The sequence below is a fragment of the Ruegeria sp. L12 genome (genome assembly GCF_056531745.1).
Map to the genome: position 1 here is coordinate 516,689 of NZ_JBQFMH010000001.1, position 17,909 is coordinate 534,597.

19 protein-coding genes are annotated in these 17,909 nt (G+C 61.0%); 7 read left to right on the forward strand and 12 right to left on the reverse strand.

What is annotated here, in order from left to right:
- The first annotated feature begins 39 nt into the window (after positions 1–39).
- Positions 40–849 carry a serine O-acetyltransferase gene (cysE, locus tag ACR0K9_RS02570; RefSeq protein WP_480531799.1) on the forward strand — a complete coding sequence of 270 codons (810 nt, stop codon included), beginning with the start codon at positions 40–42 and terminating at the stop codon, positions 847–849.
- Between the two features lie 3 nt (positions 850–852).
- Here cysE and ACR0K9_RS02575 read toward each other — a convergent pair whose 3' ends face one another.
- The 6 genes from ACR0K9_RS02575 to ACR0K9_RS02600 all read right to left on the reverse strand — a co-directional run bounded on the left by ACR0K9_RS02575 (position 853) and on the right by ACR0K9_RS02600 (position 6,722).
- On the reverse strand, positions 853–1,095 hold the full coding sequence (locus ACR0K9_RS02575) for a hypothetical protein (RefSeq protein ID WP_480820498.1): 243 nt from the start codon (positions 1,093–1,095) through the stop codon (positions 853–855).
- A gap of 148 nt (positions 1,096–1,243) precedes the next feature.
- Positions 1,244–2,551, reverse strand: a complete 1,308-nt coding sequence (locus tag ACR0K9_RS02580) for a pyruvate dehydrogenase complex dihydrolipoamide acetyltransferase (RefSeq protein WP_480820500.1) — start codon at positions 2,549–2,551, stop codon at positions 1,244–1,246.
- A gap of 12 nt (positions 2,552–2,563) precedes the next feature.
- Positions 2,564–3,937: a pyruvate dehydrogenase complex E1 component subunit beta gene (locus tag ACR0K9_RS02585; protein ID WP_480820503.1), complete on the reverse strand. Its 1,374-nt coding sequence runs from the start codon at positions 3,935–3,937 to the stop codon at positions 2,564–2,566.
- Between the two features lie 15 nt (positions 3,938–3,952).
- Positions 3,953–4,942 (reverse strand): pyruvate dehydrogenase (acetyl-transferring) E1 component subunit alpha, encoded by a 990-nt coding sequence (gene pdhA / locus ACR0K9_RS02590; RefSeq protein ID WP_480730063.1) that lies wholly within the window; start codon positions 4,940–4,942, stop codon positions 3,953–3,955.
- A 159-nt stretch (positions 4,943–5,101) separates the two neighbouring features.
- Entirely contained in the window at positions 5,102–5,401 is a 300-nt protein-coding gene (locus ACR0K9_RS02595; protein WP_480820505.1) for an FtsB family cell division protein, read from the reverse strand.
- A gap of 130 nt (positions 5,402–5,531) precedes the next feature.
- Positions 5,532–6,722: a phosphoglycerate kinase gene (locus tag ACR0K9_RS02600; RefSeq protein ID WP_480820507.1), complete on the reverse strand. Its 1,191-nt coding sequence runs from the start codon at positions 6,720–6,722 to the stop codon at positions 5,532–5,534.
- Between the two features lie 136 nt (positions 6,723–6,858).
- Between ACR0K9_RS02600 and ACR0K9_RS02605 the strand changes: the two genes are divergently transcribed.
- Together ACR0K9_RS02605 and ACR0K9_RS02610 are read left to right on the forward strand one after the other, a co-directional pair.
- Positions 6,859–7,365 (forward strand): peptidylprolyl isomerase, encoded by a 507-nt coding sequence (locus ACR0K9_RS02605; protein WP_480820509.1) that lies wholly within the window; start codon positions 6,859–6,861, stop codon positions 7,363–7,365.
- Positions 7,358–7,906: a peptidylprolyl isomerase gene (locus tag ACR0K9_RS02610; RefSeq protein ID WP_480820511.1), complete on the forward strand. Its 549-nt coding sequence runs from the start codon at positions 7,358–7,360 to the stop codon at positions 7,904–7,906. The genes ACR0K9_RS02605 and ACR0K9_RS02610 overlap by 8 nt, the downstream gene beginning before the upstream one ends.
- 49 nt (positions 7,907–7,955) lie before the next feature.
- Here ACR0K9_RS02610 and aqpZ read toward each other — a convergent pair whose 3' ends face one another.
- Positions 7,956–8,642 (reverse strand): aquaporin Z, encoded by a 687-nt coding sequence (aqpZ, locus tag ACR0K9_RS02615; RefSeq protein WP_480820513.1) that lies wholly within the window; start codon positions 8,640–8,642, stop codon positions 7,956–7,958.
- 174 nt (positions 8,643–8,816) lie between these two features.
- Complete coding sequence (locus ACR0K9_RS02620) at positions 8,817–9,206, reverse strand: MerR family transcriptional regulator (protein ID WP_480820515.1); 390 nt, start codon at positions 9,204–9,206, stop codon at positions 8,817–8,819.
- 89 nt (positions 9,207–9,295) lie between these two features.
- On the opposite strand from ACR0K9_RS02620, the gene ACR0K9_RS02625 reads away from it, so the two are divergent.
- Positions 9,296–9,619 carry a hypothetical protein gene (locus ACR0K9_RS02625; RefSeq protein ID WP_480820517.1) on the forward strand — a complete coding sequence of 108 codons (324 nt, stop codon included), beginning with the start codon at positions 9,296–9,298 and terminating at the stop codon, positions 9,617–9,619.
- A gap of 4 nt (positions 9,620–9,623) precedes the next feature.
- Entirely contained in the window at positions 9,624–9,842 is a 219-nt protein-coding gene (locus tag ACR0K9_RS02630; RefSeq protein ID WP_480820519.1) for a GDCCVxC domain-containing (seleno)protein, read from the forward strand.
- A 119-nt stretch (positions 9,843–9,961) separates the two neighbouring features.
- Here ACR0K9_RS02630 and ACR0K9_RS02635 read toward each other — a convergent pair whose 3' ends face one another.
- The 4 genes from ACR0K9_RS02635 to ACR0K9_RS02650 all read right to left on the reverse strand — a co-directional run bounded on the left by ACR0K9_RS02635 (position 9,962) and on the right by ACR0K9_RS02650 (position 13,320).
- Positions 9,962–10,462, reverse strand: a complete 501-nt coding sequence (locus ACR0K9_RS02635; RefSeq protein ID WP_480531827.1) for a bactofilin family protein — start codon at positions 10,460–10,462, stop codon at positions 9,962–9,964.
- Positions 10,452–11,777, reverse strand: a complete 1,326-nt coding sequence (locus ACR0K9_RS02640; RefSeq protein WP_480820521.1) for a DUF5930 domain-containing protein — start codon at positions 11,775–11,777, stop codon at positions 10,452–10,454. The genes ACR0K9_RS02635 and ACR0K9_RS02640 overlap by 11 nt, the downstream gene beginning before the upstream one ends.
- 178 nt (positions 11,778–11,955) lie before the next feature.
- Positions 11,956–12,816, reverse strand: coding sequence for a ferritin-like domain-containing protein (locus tag ACR0K9_RS02645; protein ID WP_480820523.1), 861 nt, complete (start codon positions 12,814–12,816; stop codon positions 11,956–11,958).
- Between the two features lie 42 nt (positions 12,817–12,858).
- A complete protein-coding gene (locus ACR0K9_RS02650; RefSeq protein ID WP_480820525.1) occupies positions 12,859–13,320 on the reverse strand; it encodes a peroxiredoxin in 462 nt (153 codons plus the stop codon).
- A 69-nt stretch (positions 13,321–13,389) separates the two neighbouring features.
- Here ACR0K9_RS02650 and ACR0K9_RS02655 point away from each other — a divergent pair, with 69 nt between their 5' ends.
- The gene (locus ACR0K9_RS02655) at positions 13,390–16,773 is read left to right on the forward strand and encodes a YhdP family protein (RefSeq protein WP_480820527.1); all 3,384 of its coding nucleotides are present in this window, start codon (positions 13,390–13,392) and stop codon (positions 16,771–16,773) included.
- 45 nt (positions 16,774–16,818) lie between these two features.
- Complete coding sequence (queA, locus tag ACR0K9_RS02660) at positions 16,819–17,865, forward strand: tRNA preQ1(34) S-adenosylmethionine ribosyltransferase-isomerase QueA (protein WP_480820529.1); 1,047 nt, start codon at positions 16,819–16,821, stop codon at positions 17,863–17,865.
- Positions 17,866–17,909 lie beyond the last annotated feature (44 nt).

Consider the following 17,909-nt stretch of genomic DNA (forward strand, 5'->3'; position numbering starts at 1 on the left):
CACTAGATGGCATTCTAGGCGGAGCAAAGGATCAAAGCCATGTTTGAAACGCGCAGCCAAGTGACACCTGTCGACCCGGTCTGGGATCGCATCACATCCGAGGCCCAGGCGGCCGTCCAGCAAGAGCCGCTGATGGGCGGGCTGGTGCATGCCTGTGTGTTGCATCACCGCAGCCTTGAGCGGGCGTTGTCCTATCGCATCTCGGCCAAGCTGTGTTCGAATGAAATGTCGATGATGGTCCTGCGTGAGATCGTGGACGAGGCCTATGACGACGACAACTCGCTAATCGAAGCCGCGCGCGCCGACCTGATGGCGGTGTACGAACGTGACCCGGCCTGCCACCGTCTGTTGCAGCCCATCCTGTACTTCAAGGGTTATCAGGCCATGCAGGCCTATCGCGTGGCCCATTGGCTGTGGCGCAAGGGGCGGCATGACCTGGCCTATTTCTTCCAGATGCGCTCGTCCGAGATTTTCGGGATCGACATTCATCCGGCGGCGAAAATGGGCAAGGGGATCATGATCGACCATGCCCATTCCATCGTGATCGGAGAGACCGCCATCGTCGGTGACAATGTGTCGATGCTGCATTCGGTTACGCTGGGCGGGACCGGCAAGGAAGAGGAGCAGCGCCATCCGACAATCGGCGACGGTGTTCTGATTGGTGCCGGGGCCAAAGTGCTGGGTAATATTAAGGTTGGCCATTGCAGCCGCATCGCCGCCGGGTCGGTGGTTCTGCAACCTGTACCCGCCTGCAAGACCGTGGCGGGTATCCCGGCAAAAATCGTGGGCGAGGCTGGCTGTGATCAGCCTTCGATCTCGATGGACCACATGCTGGGAAAAGACCAGTAAGGATCAGTTCGAGCGGTTGTTCCTCCGGTTCTGTCGCTCGCGCCGCCGCTCTTCCCGTTTTTGTTTTCGCAGCTGGATGCGTCGTTCGCGTTCGACCCGTTGTTTCGCGATCACGGCCGGGTCGGTGGATTTGAATTTTGAGTTCTCACCCGGATAGCTGTTGGGCTTTGCGATTGCAGCCGCGGGCAATGCGGTTGCTGTCACAGCAACCAGTAGCAGGGTTTTGATCAGATCAGAAAAGCGCATGGTCCACCTTTGGTTTGCGAAGCCGTCTGCACAAAGGTGGGGAAGCGAGCGGGGTTGAGCAACCGATTGGGCGATCACGCGCGCTCACATCACGGCAGTGATCGAGAAAGGCCCCGCCGGGGTTTAGACCCCGGCGGAGGTGATTTGATCAGGCCAGCATGACCATCGGGTTTTCCAGATTGTCCACGATGGCCTGCAGCAGTTGCGCCCCAAGCGCGCCGTCGATGACGCGGTGATCAACCGACATGGTGACGGACATCACGGTGGCGACGGTCAGCTCTCCATCCTCTCCGACAACTGGTTTCTTCGCGCCAGTGCCGACAGCCAGAATACCGGCATGTGGCGGGTTCACGATGGCGTCGAAATTGTCGATGCCGAACATGCCGAGGTTGGAAACTGCGAAGGTGCCACCCTGATATTCATGCGGCGCCAGCTTACGCTCGCGGGCGCGGGCGGCGAGGTCCTTCATCTCGGTCGACAGCGCCGATAGAGATTTGGTGTCGGCATCCTGCAGAACCGGGGTGAACAACCCGCCTTCGATGGCAACCGCAACGGCGACGTCCGAGGGTTTCAGTTGCAGCACCCGGTCGCCCGCCCAGACGGCGTTGCATTCGGGGACCTGTTGCAGCGCGTTGGCGACGGCCTTGATGATGAAATCGTTGACGCTGAGCTTGACGCCGCGCGCTTCCAGTTGCTTGTTCAACTGGCTGCGGAATTTCAGCAGCGCGTCCAACTTGATGTCCCGGCGCAGGTAGAAATGCGGGATGGTCTGTTTGGCTTCGGACAGGCGCGCGGCGATGGTTTTGCGCATGCCGTCGAGGGCGATTTCCTCGTAATCCCGGCCCTCATACATGCGGGCAACCATATCCGTCGACGGACCTGCCGGTGCTGCTGCTGCGGGGGCAGGGGTGGCTGCGGTAGGCGTGGGGGCCGCCGCCGGGGCGGTTGCAGTTGCGCCTTCGACATCCGCTTTGACGATGCGGCCATGCGGGCCGGAACCAGTAATCTGCGCCAGATCCAGACCCTTCTGCGCAGCGATGCGCCGGGCCAGAGGTGAGGCAAAGATACGACCGCCATCCGCCTTGACCGGAGCCGCCGGAGCAGGGGCGGGCGCCTCGGACGCCGCTGGTGCGGCAACCTCGTTGCCCGCGGCGGCTGCAGGTGCAGCCGCTGGGGCTGCGGCAGGCGCAGTGCCAATATCATCGGCGCTTTCGCCATCTTCCAGCAGGACGGCGATGGCGGTGTTGACTTTGACGCCTTCGGTGCCCTCAGCGATCAGGATCTTGCCGATGGTGCCTTCGTCGACCGCCTCGAATTCCATCGTGGCCTTGTCGGTTTCAATCTCGGCCAGAAGGTCGCCGCTTGATACGGTGTCGCCTTCCTTGACCAGCCATTTGGCAAGCGTGCCTTCCTCCATGGTCGGTGACAGGGCGGGCATCAGAATTTCTGTAGGCATCTGTGTCGCTCCTTACCGGTAGGTCACTTGTTTGACGGCGGCGATCACCTCATCTGTGGTGATCAGGGCCAGCTTTTCGAGGTTCGCGGCGTAAGGCATCGGAACATCCTTGCCGGTGCAGTTGATGACCGGAGCGTCGAGATAATCAAACGCTTCCTGCATCACCACGGACGAGATGTAGCTGCCGACCGAGCCTTGCGGCCAGCCTTCTTCCACGGTCACCAGACGGTTGGTCTTCATCACCGAGTTGATGATCGCGCCAGTGTCCATCGGGCGGATGGTGCGCAGGTCGATCACCTCGGCGCTGATGCCGTCCTCGGCCAGCTTGTCGGCGGCTTCCAGCGCGTATTGCATGCCGATGCCGAAGCTGACGATGGTCACGTCCGAGCCTTCGCGCCAGATGCGCGCCTTGCCCAGCGGGATGGTCAGGTCATCCACCTGCGGTACGTCGAACGAACGACCATAGAGGATTTCGTTTTCCAGGAAGATCACCGGGTTGGGATCACGAATGGCCGATTTCAACAGACCTTTGGCGTCGGCTGCCGAATAGGGCATGACCACCTTGAGGCCGGGGATCTGCATGTACCATGCGGCGTAGTCCTGAGAGTGCTGCGCGGCCACGCGGGCGGCGGCACCGTTGGGGCCACGGAACACGATGGGACAACCCATCTGACCGCCAGACATATAAAGCGTCTTGGCAGCCGAGTTGATGATGTGGTCAATCGCCTGCATGGCGAAGTTGAAGGTCATGAACTCGACAATCGGTTTCAGGCCACCAAAGGCCGAACCAACGGCGATACCGGCAAAGCCGTGCTCGGTAATCGGCGTGTCGATCACGCGCTTGCCGCCGAATTCATCCAGCAGGCCCTGAGAGACTTTGTAGGCGCCTTGATATTCCGCGACCTCTTCGCCCATCAGATAGACGTCTTCGTCGCTGCGCATTTCCTCGGCCATGGCGTCGCGCAGGGATTCGCGGACGGTTTGCTGCGCCATCTCTGCGTCAGCGGGCCAATCCGGCGACAGGTCCACCACCGGCGCGGCGGGGGCTGCTGCGGCAGGAGCGGGAGCCTCAACCGCCGCAGGGGCGGCCTCGGTCACCGCTGCGGCTGCGGGTGCAGCCGCGGGCAGGGCGGAAGCGTCTTCGCCTTCTTCAACCAGGATCGCGATGGGGGTGTTCACTTTGACCCCTTCGGTCCCCTCGCCGATCAGGATCTTACCGACGATGCCTTCATCAACGGCTTCGAACTCCATCGTGGCCTTGTCGGTTTCGATCTCGGCCATGATGTCGCCCGAGGATACGGTGTCGCCTTCCTTGACCAGCCATTTGGCCAGCGTGCCCTCTTCCATTGTCGGCGAAAGGGCGGGCATGAGAATTTCGGTTGCCATGTCTTAATCGTCCTCTCAGGCGTAAATATCTGTCCAAAGCTCGTCCAGCGACGGCTCGGGGCTTTCTTTCGAGAATTCGGCGGCCTGATTGACGATCTCCTTGATCTCTTTGTCGATCGCTTTCAGGTCATCCTCGGTCGCGTGTTTGCCGGTCAGCAGCAACTCGCGCACGTGCTCGATCGGGTCGCTTTGTTCGCGGACCTTCTGAACCTCTTCCCGGGTGCGGTACTTGGCCGGATCGGACATCGAGTGGCCGCGATAGCGGTAGGTCTTGACCTCGAGGATGTAGGGGCCCTTGCCCGCGCGGCAGTGGGCAACGGCTTTTTCGCCTGCGGCTTTGACCGCCAGCACGTCCATGCCGTTGACGATCTCGCCGGGGATGCCGAAGGCCTCACCACGCACGTAAATGTCGGGTGATGAGGTCGAGCGCGCCTGGGCGGTGCCCATCGCGTATTGGTTGTTCTCGATCACGAAAACCACAGGCAGATCCCAGAGGGCTGCCATGTTGAACGTCTCATAGACCTGACCCTGGTTGGCCGCGCCGTCCCCGAAATAGGTGAAAGTGACGCCGCCGTTTTCCTTGTACTTGTCGGCAAAGGCCAGACCCGCACCCAGAGGAACCTGAGCGCCGACGATGCCGTGGCCGCCGTAGAAATGCTTCTCTTTCGAGAACATGTGCATCGAGCCGCCCTTGCCCTTGGACAGGCCGCCCTCGCGCCCGGTCAGTTCGGCCATCACGCCGCCCGGATCCATGCCGCAGGCCAGCATATGGCCGTGGTCGCGATACGAGGTGATCCGTTTGTCGCCTTCCTTGGCAGCAGCCTCGAGGCCGACAACGACTGCTTCCTGACCGATGTAAAGGTGGCAAAAGCCGCCGATCAGACCCATGCCATAGAGCTGGCCTGCCTTTTCCTCGAATCGGCGGATCAACAACATCTCTCGGTAATAGGTGGTGAGTTCTTCCGCAGAAACATTTGGTTTCTTTGTGGTTTTTCGCGCGGCCATCGTGGCGATCTCCCCCTTTCGGACAGATAGTTTAGCGTTAAACTATCTAATAAGGCATTTCACCTCATCTGGCGAGAACAAAAATGACGCGGGGGCAGGACGCGCGATTTGCGGCCATGTCCGATCAGCGTTCTGGCAGCCGGGGGAAGTGTTTATGGCTTATTGGATGACTATCTCGTCTGCCCGGATCATGCCGAGGACCGAGCGGGCCTGCTGATCCAGAAGATCGAGATCGAGATAGGTGTCGGACAGGCGGCGGGTCAGGTTCTCCATCCGGTCGATCTCGGCATTCAGTTGCGCCAGATCGCGGGACAGGACATCGCGTTCGGCGGCAATTTCGACGCGGCGGAACAGGCCGTAATCCCCCTGCACGGCGGCAAAGGTGAAATAGACGCCCAGCATGAACGCGATCGAGAAGAAGATGAAAGCCCCCAAACCGGGCCGATGGGAACGGGTCACTGTGTTAACCGCCGTATAAAAAACTGCCTCAGAAACGCATCCTTTGCGGATGTCTGAACGCACTATGTCACAGGTGATTCGGCTTGTGAATCCCCTGTGAACAAAAAGCTGAGGCCTGAGGATTGGGCGCTTACTGATCCAATGCGGCGACACCCGGCAGGGTCTTGCCCTCCATCCATTCCAGGAAGGCACCGCCTGCGGTCGAGATGTACGAGAAATCAGCTGCGGCACCGGATGCGTTCAGCGCAGCAACCGTATCGCCACCGCCTGCGACCGACGTCAGTTTGCCATCGCGGGTCAGCGCGGCGGCTTTCAGCGCGGCGGCGTTGGTGGCGGCGTCGAACGGGGTCAGCTCGAACGCGCCCAGCGGGCCGTTCCAGATCAGGGTCTGGCTCTTTTCCAAAACCTCGGACACGGCGGCGACACTTTCGGGACCAGCATCCAGAATCATGGCATCGGACGGGCATTGATCTGCGGGCAGAACCTGATGCGGGGCGTTGGCCTCGAACGCCTCGGCCACAACGATGTCGCACGGCAGGACGATGGTACAGCCTGCGGTTTCCGCCTTGCCGAGGATTTCTGCGGCGGTGTCGGTCAAGGCGTGTTCGGCCAGCGATTTGCCCACGTCGATCCCTTTGGCCACCAGGAACGTATTGGCCATGCCGCCGCCGATGACCAGATAGTCAACCTTCTCGATCAGGTTGCCCAACAGGTCCAGCTTGGTCGACACTTTTGCGCCGCCAACAACGGCGGTGACGGGCCGATTGGGTGCGCCCAGGGCGGCCTCAAGCGCGCTCAGTTCCTGCTGCATCAGGCGTCCGGCACAGGCGGGCAGCAGACGAGCGAGGGCTTCGGTCGAGCTGTGGGCACGGTGCGCGGCCGAGAATGCGTCGTTGCAGTAGATGTCACCCAGTTTGGCCATGCCTTCGGCAAGGGTAACGCTGTTTTTCGTCTCATCGGCATGGAAGCGGGTGTTTTCCAGCAGCAGAACCTCGCCATCGTCCAGCGATGCGGCGGCGGCTTCAGCCTCGGGTCCGACGCAGTCATCGGCGAAACGCACCGGCGTGCCGAAGGCGACCTCGAGCGCGGGGACCAGCTGTTTCAGCGACATTTTGGCAACGCGCTCGCCCTTGGGGCGGCCGAAATGCGCCAGCAGGATCGGCTTGCCGCCTGCACCTAGAATGTCGCGCACTGTCGGCACGATCCGCTGGATGCGGGTGTCATCCGTCACGACGCCGTCCGCGACGGGGACGTTGATATCCACGCGCACCAGAACCCGTTTGCCGTTCAGATCCATATCGTCCAGAGATTTCCAGCCCATCGTGCTTATCCTTGCCCATTGCATCCAGTTTCAGGCGGTTCTTTTCCTGCATTTTGCCTTCAGGTCAATGCGTCACTTGGCATTCGCGCGCTCGCGTCTTAGGTATTTGCGCAAGTTTCAAAGACAGGAGGGCCAGATGGCCGAGATCAAAGACCCCGAAAACACGATCATCATTGAGCTGAAAGACGGCAATGTCGTGATTGAGCTGCTGCCCGACGTGGCTCCGCAGCACTCGGCCCGCATGAAAGAGCTGGCCCGTGGCGGTGAGTATGACAACGTCGCTTTCCACCGGGTGATCGACGGGTTCATGGCGCAAACCGGCGATGTACAGCATGGTGATATGGAAGACGGGTTCAACCTGCGCATGGCGGGCACCGGTGGCTCGTCGCTGCCTAATGTTCCGGCGGAATTCTCGAAACTGCCCCATGATCGCGGCACGCTGGGTGCGGCGCGTTCGGCGAACCCGGATTCGGCCAACTCGCAGTTCTTCATCAACTTCAAGGACAACCATTTCCTGAACGGTCAGTACACCGTCTATGGCCGCGTCATCGACGGCATGGAGCATGTGGATGCCATCGTACGTGGTGAGCCGCCCGCAAGCCCCGACCGCATGATCAGCGTCAAGGTGGCCGCCGATGCATAAGCTGGCCGCTGTTTTTGCTCTGCTGGCCAGCCCGGCGCTGGCTACGGGTTTGGAAATCGAAATCGAGGGCGAGGGGGCCAATGGCACTGTCACCGTCGATCTGTTCGAAGACCTTGCGCCCAAACATGTCGAGCGGATCACCGCTCTGGCCGCTGCCGGTCAGTATGACGGGGTGGTGTTCCACCGCGTGATCGATGGGTTCATGGCACAAACCGGCGACGTTGAGTTTGGCCGTATCGGTGGCGACATGCGCCGTGCGGGCACGGGCGGTTCGGATCGCCCCGATCTGCCTGCCGAGTTCTCGGATTTCAACTATGACCGTGGCGTTGTCGGCATGGCTCGCGCGCAAGACCCGAACAGCGCCAATTCGCAGTTCTTCATCATGTTTGAACCCGGCCCGTTCCTGAATGGCCAGTACACAGTTGTTGGGCAGGTTACCGACGGCATGGATGTGGTCGACGCGATCAAGCGCGGCGACGGTCCGAATGGCGCGGTGATCGGACAGCCGGACACGATGAAAAAAGTCACCGTGACGGAATAACGGATAAAGGCCCCGCAGCATAGTTGCGCGGGGCCTTTACCATTTGGGCTTAGTCGTCGCCCATTGCCCGCCAGATCAGCGCGCCAATCGCGCCGCCGATCAGGGGTGCCACCCAGAACAACCAAAGCTGTGACAACGCCGGACCCTCGGCAAACAAGGCCACGCCGGTTGAGCGGGCTGGGTTTACGGATGTGTTGGTCACCGGGATCGAGATTAGGTGGATCAGCGTCAGCCCCAGCCCGATGGCGATCGGAGCAAACCCCTCGGGTGCGAAATTGGATGTCGCGCCCAGTATTATAATGATGAAGAACGCGGTCAGGACGATTTCGATCACCAGCGCCGACAACATCGAATAGCCTTCGGGCGAGGCCGCGCCATATCCGTTCGAGGCAAAGCCGCCCACGCCCTCAAACCCCGGCGCGCCGCTGACGATCAGGTACAGCACCGCTGCGGCGGCAATCGCTCCGATCACCTGAGCGGTCCAGTAGGGGATCAGATCCTTGGCGTCGAACCGCCCGCCGATCATCAGACCAAGGCTGACCGCCGGATTGAAATGCCCGCCCGAGATATGCCCGACCGCATAGGCCATGGTCAGCACCGTCAGACCAAAGGCAAACGAAACGCCCAGCCAGCCGATGCCCACATCGGCCACACCCGCCGCCAACACCGCGCTGCCGCAGCCACCCAGTACCAGCCAGAATGTGCCGAAGAATTCGGCCATGAGTTTTGATGACATGAAAAGCCCTCCTGAAATCAATGGCTTTAAGGTTAATTCAAAAAACGATTTTTGTGAAACTGTGGATCGTGGGGAATTTTCCGCGAGGATGTGCAAGATTGTAGCCGTAGCTAGGGATACGCCTCGTCCTGTGTCCAAATGATTGAGAACGACTGCTCTGAGCCCAAAGTTTCACTAGTCGGTACGTAGTTTCGAAAGCATGGGGCAAGAGACATTCCCGCTGTCGCAGTTGGCTGTGAGTTCGTTCAGCGCCGCTTCCAATCGCTGCAGCTCGTTTATCTTTTCACGCACATTGAAGATATGAAGCTCAGCCAGCTCTTTTACGGATCGGCAATCCTCTCCGTCGCCTTCGGACAGGCTGAGAAGCGTCTTTGTATCGGCTAGTGGAAAGCCTAAATCACGGCATTTTTTAAGGAAACGAAGCCTTCCAACATCGTGCGCGGAGTACATCCGCCGGTTATTAGGTGCCCGTTCTGGTTTGGGCACGATCCCTTCGCGTTCGTAGTAGCGGATCGTTTCAATGCCGACACCGCTTTGCCGGGACGCTTCCCCAATCGCAAACATATGAGTTTTCCCGTCTTGATCCTGTAGCGACTACAGAAGTTATACAAGAGGCCGACACTTCGACAACTCCAACTGGTCAAGGGAAAGAAATGCAGAAGTACCTTAGCGTTAGTTATCTGGGATCACTGTCAGCACTCGGCGTTGCGACTTGTTGTGTATTGCCCATGACAATGATGTTGCTGGGACTAGGAGGCAGTTGGCTGGCCATTTTCGGAAAGATCGCGGCGGCAAGCTACTACGTATTGGCGATTTCGACGGCGCTTGTCGCTATATCGTGGCTTGTATCTTATCAGCGCGGTTCCCTAACAAAGTTGAAATGGTGGCTTTCGGGGACGACCGCAATCACCACGTTAGCTTGGGTCGTCGTCTTTAACGAGGCCCGGATCAACGATTACCTGATATTGCAGATGTGAAACAATGACAGAGCAAACAGTAGTGCTTGAAAGCACCCTGACGTGCCCGAAATGCGGTCACAGCGAAACCGAAATAATGCCGACGGATGCCTGCCAGTGGTTCTATGAATGCAAGTCTTGCGCAGCGGTCTTGAAGCCGTTGGAAGGGGACTGTTGTGTCTACTGCTCCTATGCCACGGTGCCATGCCCGCCGATCCAGAATGGCAATAGTTGCTGCGGATGACAAAGTCCGCGGTGTCCGCATTGAAGGTATAACCGGACTTGCACACACATCCTAAAATCAAAAAGCGCCGCAGGTGATCCTGCGGCGCTTTTTGAATTCGTCAGTTGGTCGGCTGAGGCTTACTGCTTCACTTCCGCTGCCGGGTTGGCACCCGATTTGGCGCTGCGGCCCGGGTTCAGCGGGTCATCCTGACGCTGGACCGAACCTTCGAAATGCGCGCCGCTTTCGATCGCGATGGTCTTGTGGATGATGTCGCCTTCGACCCGCGCGGTCGAGGTCAGGCGCACCTTCAGGCCACGTACGCGGCCAACGATACGGCCGTTGACCACAACGTCATCTGCGGTGACTTCGCCCTTGATGGTCGCGGTCTCGCCGATGGTCAGCAGGTGGGCGCGGATATCGCCTTCGATGGTGCCTTCGACCTGGATATCACCCGAGGTCTTGATGTTGCCGGTAATGTGCAGGTCCGAGGACAGCACCGATGCGGGCGGCTTGGGCTTGGGCGGCGTGCTGGCCTTGGTCTCGGCCGGTGCGGGAGTCGCCGGAGTGGCCGGAGCGGCCGGTTTTGCTGCCTCGGTTTCTTTCGACCCGGGTTCGTTGATTTTGCTCTTAGAAAACATTTCTCGCAGCCTTGATGTAAGTCATTGGGTTCATGGGTTTTCCGTTCACGCGCACCTCATAGTGCAGATGCGTGCCGGTCGATCGTCCGGTGCTACCCATATCAGCAATATGATCCCCGCGCGAGACCCTTTGGCCAACCTTAACGCGAAGATTGCTGTTATGAGCGTAAAGTGTCTCAATGCCGAATGCGTGCCTGATTTTGACCAGCCGTCCGAAGCCAGATTGCCAGCCTGCATGGGTGACCACGCCGTCCGCTGTGGCAAAGATATCGGTGCCCGTTGCACCGGCGAAATCCGCACCGTTGTGCATACGCCGACCACCAGTTTTGGGATCGCGTCGGGTGCCGTAGCCGCTGGTGAAGCGAACCGCTGCACGCACCGGGCTGGCGAAGGGGGCCTTTTCGGCAGCGATGCGATAGAGGTTCAGCTGGTCCATCTGTTCCAGCAGGATATTGGCGCGGATCTGGTCGGGGGTCAGTTCCTCACCGCGTGTGCTCAGGGATAAAGGGGTCAGCGGACCGCCCACACCGCTATATCCGCGCCGGACCTCTTCGATGATGCGATCTGTGGGCATGCCTGCGCTGCGGAACATCTTGTCCAGCGGCTCGACCGAAATCAGCATGGCCTCTTCCAACTGGCGGAAAATCTCGTCGCTGCGTTCCTGCATCAGGCGGATTTCAAGCTCAAGCTCGTCCTTCTGATCCAATGCGCCCTGTGCATCTGCGGCAATCTGGTCGCGCTGTGCTGCGGTGCGGGCCAGTGCGTCAGTCATGAACGCCATCTGCACCGGGTTGGCGGACGCCATCATGTAAGCGGCATCCCCATCCGTGCTCTGCTGCAGCTCGGCCAACTCGGTGCGGGCGTCTTCACGCTGTTTCATCGTGGCGCGCAGAGTGGTCTGAATGACCTCGATGCCGGTTTCCAGCTCGTGGCGGCGGTTTTCCGATTTCAGCAGCTCGGATTGCATCGCCGAGATCTGTTCGAGCGCCGCGTTGAACCGGTTGTGGGCTTCCAGCGCTTCGGCGGCGCGGGCATCCCGCTCCGTAGACAGGATGTTCAGGCGTTCCTGATACGTCGCCTGATCCCGCTTGGCCTGTTCGCGGAAATTGCCCGACCCGATGCTGTCCATCAGCAGGATCGATGTGGCAACCGCAGTCCAGGCGACCATCACCGAAACACCTGCAACAGCTGCGATCTGGGTCTCAGAACTCAGCCGAATGAATCGGGTGTCATTGTCGGATTTCAGAAATACCCGGCGCTCAGGAAAGTGCCGCTCGAGCAGTGAGTGTAGTTTGATTGCCAGACGTGTCCGCACGCGTCCTACCTCAATTGTCCCCATATCCCGGAGCCGGTCGTGAGTGAGTAGCCGCTCCTTGAGGCGACTGCATAAAGCGGACGGATCAATCGGGCAAGTTTGTTAACCAATCAGTCAGCAACAGCGGAGTTTTCCCGCAAGTTATCGGCGGGAAGTTGCCGATAGTGGGCATTTGCTATCAGTCTGATACAACCCCGGGTGGTGGCAGGTCTTCGGTTAGCGGCCAGTAGAAATCTGGCGGCAACCCGGCCTCGGCGCGCTTCTCTTCATTGAAGGGCGGTTTGAGTACCCCGTGGAAATAGCGCCGCACCAGTGTGTGGAACACATCCTTTGGGTCCGCATTCTCGCGCCCGCACAGGAAGTGGAACCATTTCGAGCCGTAGGCGACATGACCGACTTCCTCGGCATAGATCACTTCCAGCGCGGCAACGGCGTCGTCAGCCCTCGCCTTGCGGAATATGTCGATCATGCCCGGGGTCACGTCCAGCCCGCGCGCCTCAAGCACCATGGGCACCACGGCCAGACGGCCCATCAGGTCTTGCGCAGTATCTTCGGCGGCACGCCACATTCCGGCATGGGCGGGCAGGGCGCCGTAAAAGCTGTTCATCTGTTGCAGGCAATCGCAGACCATCTCGAAATGGCGCGATTCCTCTTCGGCGCATTTCACCCAATCGTCGTAAAAGCCGATGGGCATGGGAACATGGCCAAAGCGGGCGATGATGTCCCAGTGCAGGTCCACCGCGTTCAGTTCGATATGAGCCACGGCATGCAGCAGTGCGATGCGCCCCGCCTCGGACCCGGGCCTGCGGCGCGGGACATCGCGCGGGGACAGCAGTTCAGGCTTGTCGGGGCGCGCAGGGGACAAGGGCGGCTCGGCGGTGCCGATCTCGATTTCCGGCGCTTCGCCTTTGCGGGCGGCGAACCATGCGGCAGCGTGGCGTTTGGACAGGGCGGTTTTTGCGCGCCCGTCTGCCGTGGTCAGAACCTCGGTCGCCATCTGAGTCAGAGTTTTCGCCACGGTCGCCCCCTTACACTGCATCGGCGCGGGTCATAGCCCCAATGCCCGCGCGGGTCGAGAGGGTCAGAGCGCGCGCGCCGCCTCAAGCACCTCTTCGACATGGCCGGGCACTTTCACCTTGCGCCAGACGCGGGCGATCTTGCCCTGGGCGTCGATCAGAAAGGTGGAGCGTTCGATGCCCATCGACTTGCGCCCGTACATGTTCTTTTCGACCCAGACACCATAATCCTCGCACACGGTCTGGCCGTCATCGGACAGAAGCGGCGTGGTCAGCCCGTGCTTGGCGACAAACTTGTCGTGCTTGGCGACGGTATCACGCGAGATGCCAAAAACGTTAGCGCCAGCATTGCTAAACGCCTGAAGCTGTTCCGAGAAACCGATGGATTCCTTGGTGCAGCCCGGCGTATCATCGCGGGGGTAGAAAAACAGAACGACGGCGCGGCCGCGTTGTTCCGACAGGGTCACTTCGCCGCCGCCGTCACGAGGCAGAGTGAAATCCGGGGCGATGTCTGAAACGTCGGGCATATGAGAACTCCGGCTGAGAATATTAACGGTTGGCTCATATCATAGGGCACCGCGAGCAGGTTGAAAGGCGTGGAACGCAAATTGGTTCAGCAAGATCAGCAGGATGAGACGGAGACCGGCAAAAAGCCGCGCCGCCGGTCGCGTCGGCGGACGGCTGGCCTGTGGGCGATGCGCGGTGTCTTTGTTCTGGTGTTTCTGGCTCTGGTGACCGGATTCATGGTGGTCGGTCAGCGGCTGCATGCCCCGGCCTGGCTGCGCGACCGGGTCGAGGCGCGGCTGGATCAGGCGCTGGGCGGGGTGCAGATCCGGTTCGGCGATGTCAGCTTCATCATCCATGAAGGCTGGCGCCCGCGGCTGCGGTTGACCGACGTGCGCATCAGCGATGCCGCCGGACAACAGATTGCCGAGGTGACGGACCTGCGCGCCAGTCTAGCGATGCGGCCCCTGTTGCGCGGCCATGTGCGGCCCAAGCGGATCATCCTGCAAGGGGCACAAATCGCGCTGACCCGCGGCCAGGATGGCGCGTTGTCGCTTACGGTGGGGACCGGTAGCGCTCCGGTCGGTCAGGCACGCAATCTTGCACAATTGATCGAGGCCTCGGATGAGGTCTTTCGCTCGCCTGCGCTGTCGGCGCTGACGTCTGTTCGGCTGGATTCGATTACTCTGGACTATCGCGACCTGCGGCTGGGCCGGTCCTGGGTGCTGGATGGCGGCCATATTCAAGCCACCCGCAGCGCACGCGAAGTGCGGCTGGCCACCGGTTTCTCGGTTCTGGCCGGGCGTGATTATGTCAGCGGGATCGAGGCGAATTATACCAGTTCACTCGACAGTGCTGCGGCGCAATTTGGTGTCTCGATCACCGATCTGCCGTCCGAAGATATTGCCGGGCACAGCCCCGCGCTGGCCTGGATGCAGGTGCTGCGCACGCCCATTTCGGGCGCTTTGCGCGGTAGTGTGGATGCGGATGGCGCGCTGGGACCGGTCTTTGCCACGCTGAATCTTGGCGAGGGCGCGGTGCAGCCGACACCTGAAACCGTCCCGGTCCGGTTCGAGTCGGCGCGGACCTATTTCACCTATGACCCGAAACAGGAGGTTCTGGATTTCAACGAGATTTCGATCCACTCCGCCTGGGGTGAGGTCCATGCCGAGGGCAAGGCGTTCCTTGAAGGGGTCGAGGCCGGGCGACTTGAAAGTATGGCCGGTCAGTTCCGCCTGAACGGGATTGAGGTCAACCCGGCCAACCTGTTTCCCGAAACGCTGAACCTGACCCGGGCCGACGTGGATTTCCAGATGAAGCTGGCGCCGTTCCGGATGCGGGTGGGGCAGATGACGGTCGAGGACGGCGCCCATCGGCTGCGCCTGAGCGGTGCATTGGCTGGATTGTCCGAGGGGTGGGAGGCTCAGATCGACGCCCAGATCGACCAGATGAACTCTGATCAGCTGTTGAATTACTGGCCCGAGCGGCTGGCTCCCAAGCCCCGCCGTTGGGTCACTGAAAACCTGCACTATGGCGAAATGTCCGATCTGGACTTCGCCTTGCGTCTGCGGCCCGGTGAAAAGCCCGACATCTACGCCGATTTTGAGTTCGACAATACAAGTTTGCGATTCGTCAAAACGCTGCCTCCGGTGCAAGAGGCGCAGGGGCAGGCCAGCTTGCTGAACCGGCGCTTTACGGTGACTGCGCAAAAAGGGGTGGTGGTCGCCGATGAAGGCGGGCGGGTGGATGCTTCGGGCACGTCGTTCATCATCCCGGATACGGGGATCAAGAAGCGGACGCCGGGTATCGCGCGGGTGCAGGCGCGTGGCAGTGTCACGGCGGCGATGTCTTTGCTGGATCGCCCACCGTTGTCGCTGCTGAGCAAAGCAAATCTTCCTGTCGATTTGGCCGAGGGCCAGGTGCGTCTTGCCGGAACCCTGTCGCTGCCGCTGATCAAGGGGCTGAGGCTGGAGGACACGCAGTTCCATTTCAACGGAACGCTGGCGGATATCGACAGTGACAAGCTGGTGCCGGGGTTCGAGATCAGCGCCGACCAGTTGCGCCTGACCGGCGATCAGACGCAGGTCTCAATCGGCGGAGAAGGGCTGTTCGGCATCGTGCCCGTTACCGCGAAATGGCTACAGCCAATCGGAGGGGCAGAGCCCGAACGCAGCACGTTGACCGGGCAGATCGAGCTTTCGCCGCGTCTGATGAACCAGCTCAACGCCGGTCTGCCAAACGGTATGCTGGGCCAAGCTGGTGTGGCGGATTTCACGCTGGGCATTGGTGCGGGCGCGCCGCCGAAACTGACGGCGCAATCCGATCTTGTCGGCGTCACGCTTGCGATCCCTGAATTGGGCTGGCGCAAGGCAGCGTCAGCCAGCGGGACACTCACTGCCGAAGCGACACTGGGGTCACAGTTAAGCGTCGATGCGCTGAGGATTGATACTTCGGGCCTACGAGCCTCGGCCACGATCTCTTTCCATGACGGTGATTTCGACCGGGTCAGGTTCAGTTCGTTTGAACTGGGCGATTGGTTGGCCGTCCCGGCCGAACTGATCGGTCGCGGCGCGGCGCTGCCCGATATCCGCGTTCTGGGTGGCGTGCTGGATCTGGGGAAATCGACCTTGGGCGAAGGCGGCGGCGAAGGGGGGGCTTCGGGACCCGGACCAAAGATGGATGTCACGCTGGACCGGTTGCAGGTGACAGAAACGGTGGCGCTGACAGGGCTGTCTGGCGCATTCCAGACCACTGGCGGGCTGACCGGGGCGTTTTCGGCGCAGGTTAATGGCGGCGCACCGATCCGGGGGCAGGTTGCCCCGCGCGGCGGGCGCAGTGCGGTCAGTCTGACCTCGGAAGACGCGGGCGCGGTGATGCGGTCTGCGGGCATTATCACGCAGGCGCGCGGCGGCAAACTGCAATTGCAGCTCGACCCGATTGCCGAGCCCGGCAACTATGATGTGGACCTGCGGATCGAGAGCACGCGGATCAAGGATGCCCCAGCCATGGCGGCGCTTCTGAACGCGATCAGCCTGGTGGGGCTGCTGGATGAAATGGCCGGGCAAGGCATCTTCTTTTCGGCCATCGAAAGCAAAATGCGCCTGACCCCGACCGAAGTGAAGGTGTTAAGCGGCAGCGCTGTTGGCCCGTCGATGGGTCTGTCTTTCGATGGTACGGTCAATACCGTTGCGGGGACGCTGAACCTGCGCGGGGCCATCTCTCCGATCTATCTATTGAACGCGATCGGCAGTGTTCTGACCCGGAAGGGCGAGGGCGTTTTTGCCTTCAACTACACGCTGACCGGGCCGCTGACCGATCCGAAGGTTTCGGTCAATCCGCTGTCGGGTCTGGCGCCGCTGTTCCTGCGCAATCTGATGCGGCAACCGGCGCCAACCGTCTCGGATGGTCCGAACGCCACGCCGGACCGATCCGAACAACCGCATCCCGCAACTCAGTCACGTGGTGAAGATCGCTGATCCGGGCGGTGGCCGAATCTGTTGCGGCGATGTATTGGCGCGGCCATGAAGCTCAGTGATTTCGACTTTCACCTGCCCGAATACCTGATTGCCACGCGGCCCGCCAGCCCGCGCTCGTCCGCGCGGCTGTTGCATGCACGGGGCGATGCGATTAGCGACCGGCATGTGTTCGACCTGCCCGATCTGCTGCAGCCGGGCGACCGTCTGGTGTTGAACGACACCCGCGTCATCCCGGCGCGCCTTGGCGGGCGGCGTCACCGCAACAGCGCGCAGGGCCCGGTCTCGGCCGCGATTGAGGCGACTTTGCTGGAGCCGCAGGCCGATGGCAGCTGGACCGCGCTGATCAAACCACTGAAGAAGGTCAAGCCTGGGGAAGAGATCATCTTCTCAGACGATCTCAGCGCCACACTGGACCGGGTCGCCGACGGGCACGCCTTTCTGCGGTTCAATCTGACGGGTGAGGATTTCGACCGGGCACTGGAGCAGGCAGGCGCGATGCCGCTGCCGCCCTACATCGCGGCCAAGCGTGCGGCGGATGAGCAGGACAAGACCGATTACCAGACCGTCTGGGCCCGCCATTCCGGCGCGGTTGCGGCGCCCACGGCGTCTTTGCATTTCGATGAACCGCTGCTGCAGGCGCTGAAGGCGCGCGGGGTTGAGTTCACCCATGTCACCCTGCATGTCGGCGCGGGCACGTTTCTGCCGGTGAAGGTCGAGGATGTCACAACTCACAAGATGCACGCCGAATGGGGGCGGGTCAGCGCACAGGCCGCAACCGAAATCGCCTCGACCAAAGCGGCGGGCGGGCGGGTCATTCCGGTGGGCACCACCGCGCTGCGTCTGATCGAAAGCGCCGCACGCGGCGGAGAGATTGCGCCATGGGAAGGCGAGACCGATATTTTCATATATCCGGGCTTCCAGTTCCACGCCGCCGACGCGCTGATGACCAACTTCCACCTGCCGAAATCCACGTTGCTGATGCTGGTGTCGGCCCTGATGGGGCAGGATCGGGTACGGGCGATCTACGACCATGCCATCACGAACGATTATCGGTTTTTCTCGTATGGCGATGCGTCACTGTTGATGCCCTGATGCAGGGATTTTCGCTTAGCGGCCTCACAATGTCGTAGACAAAC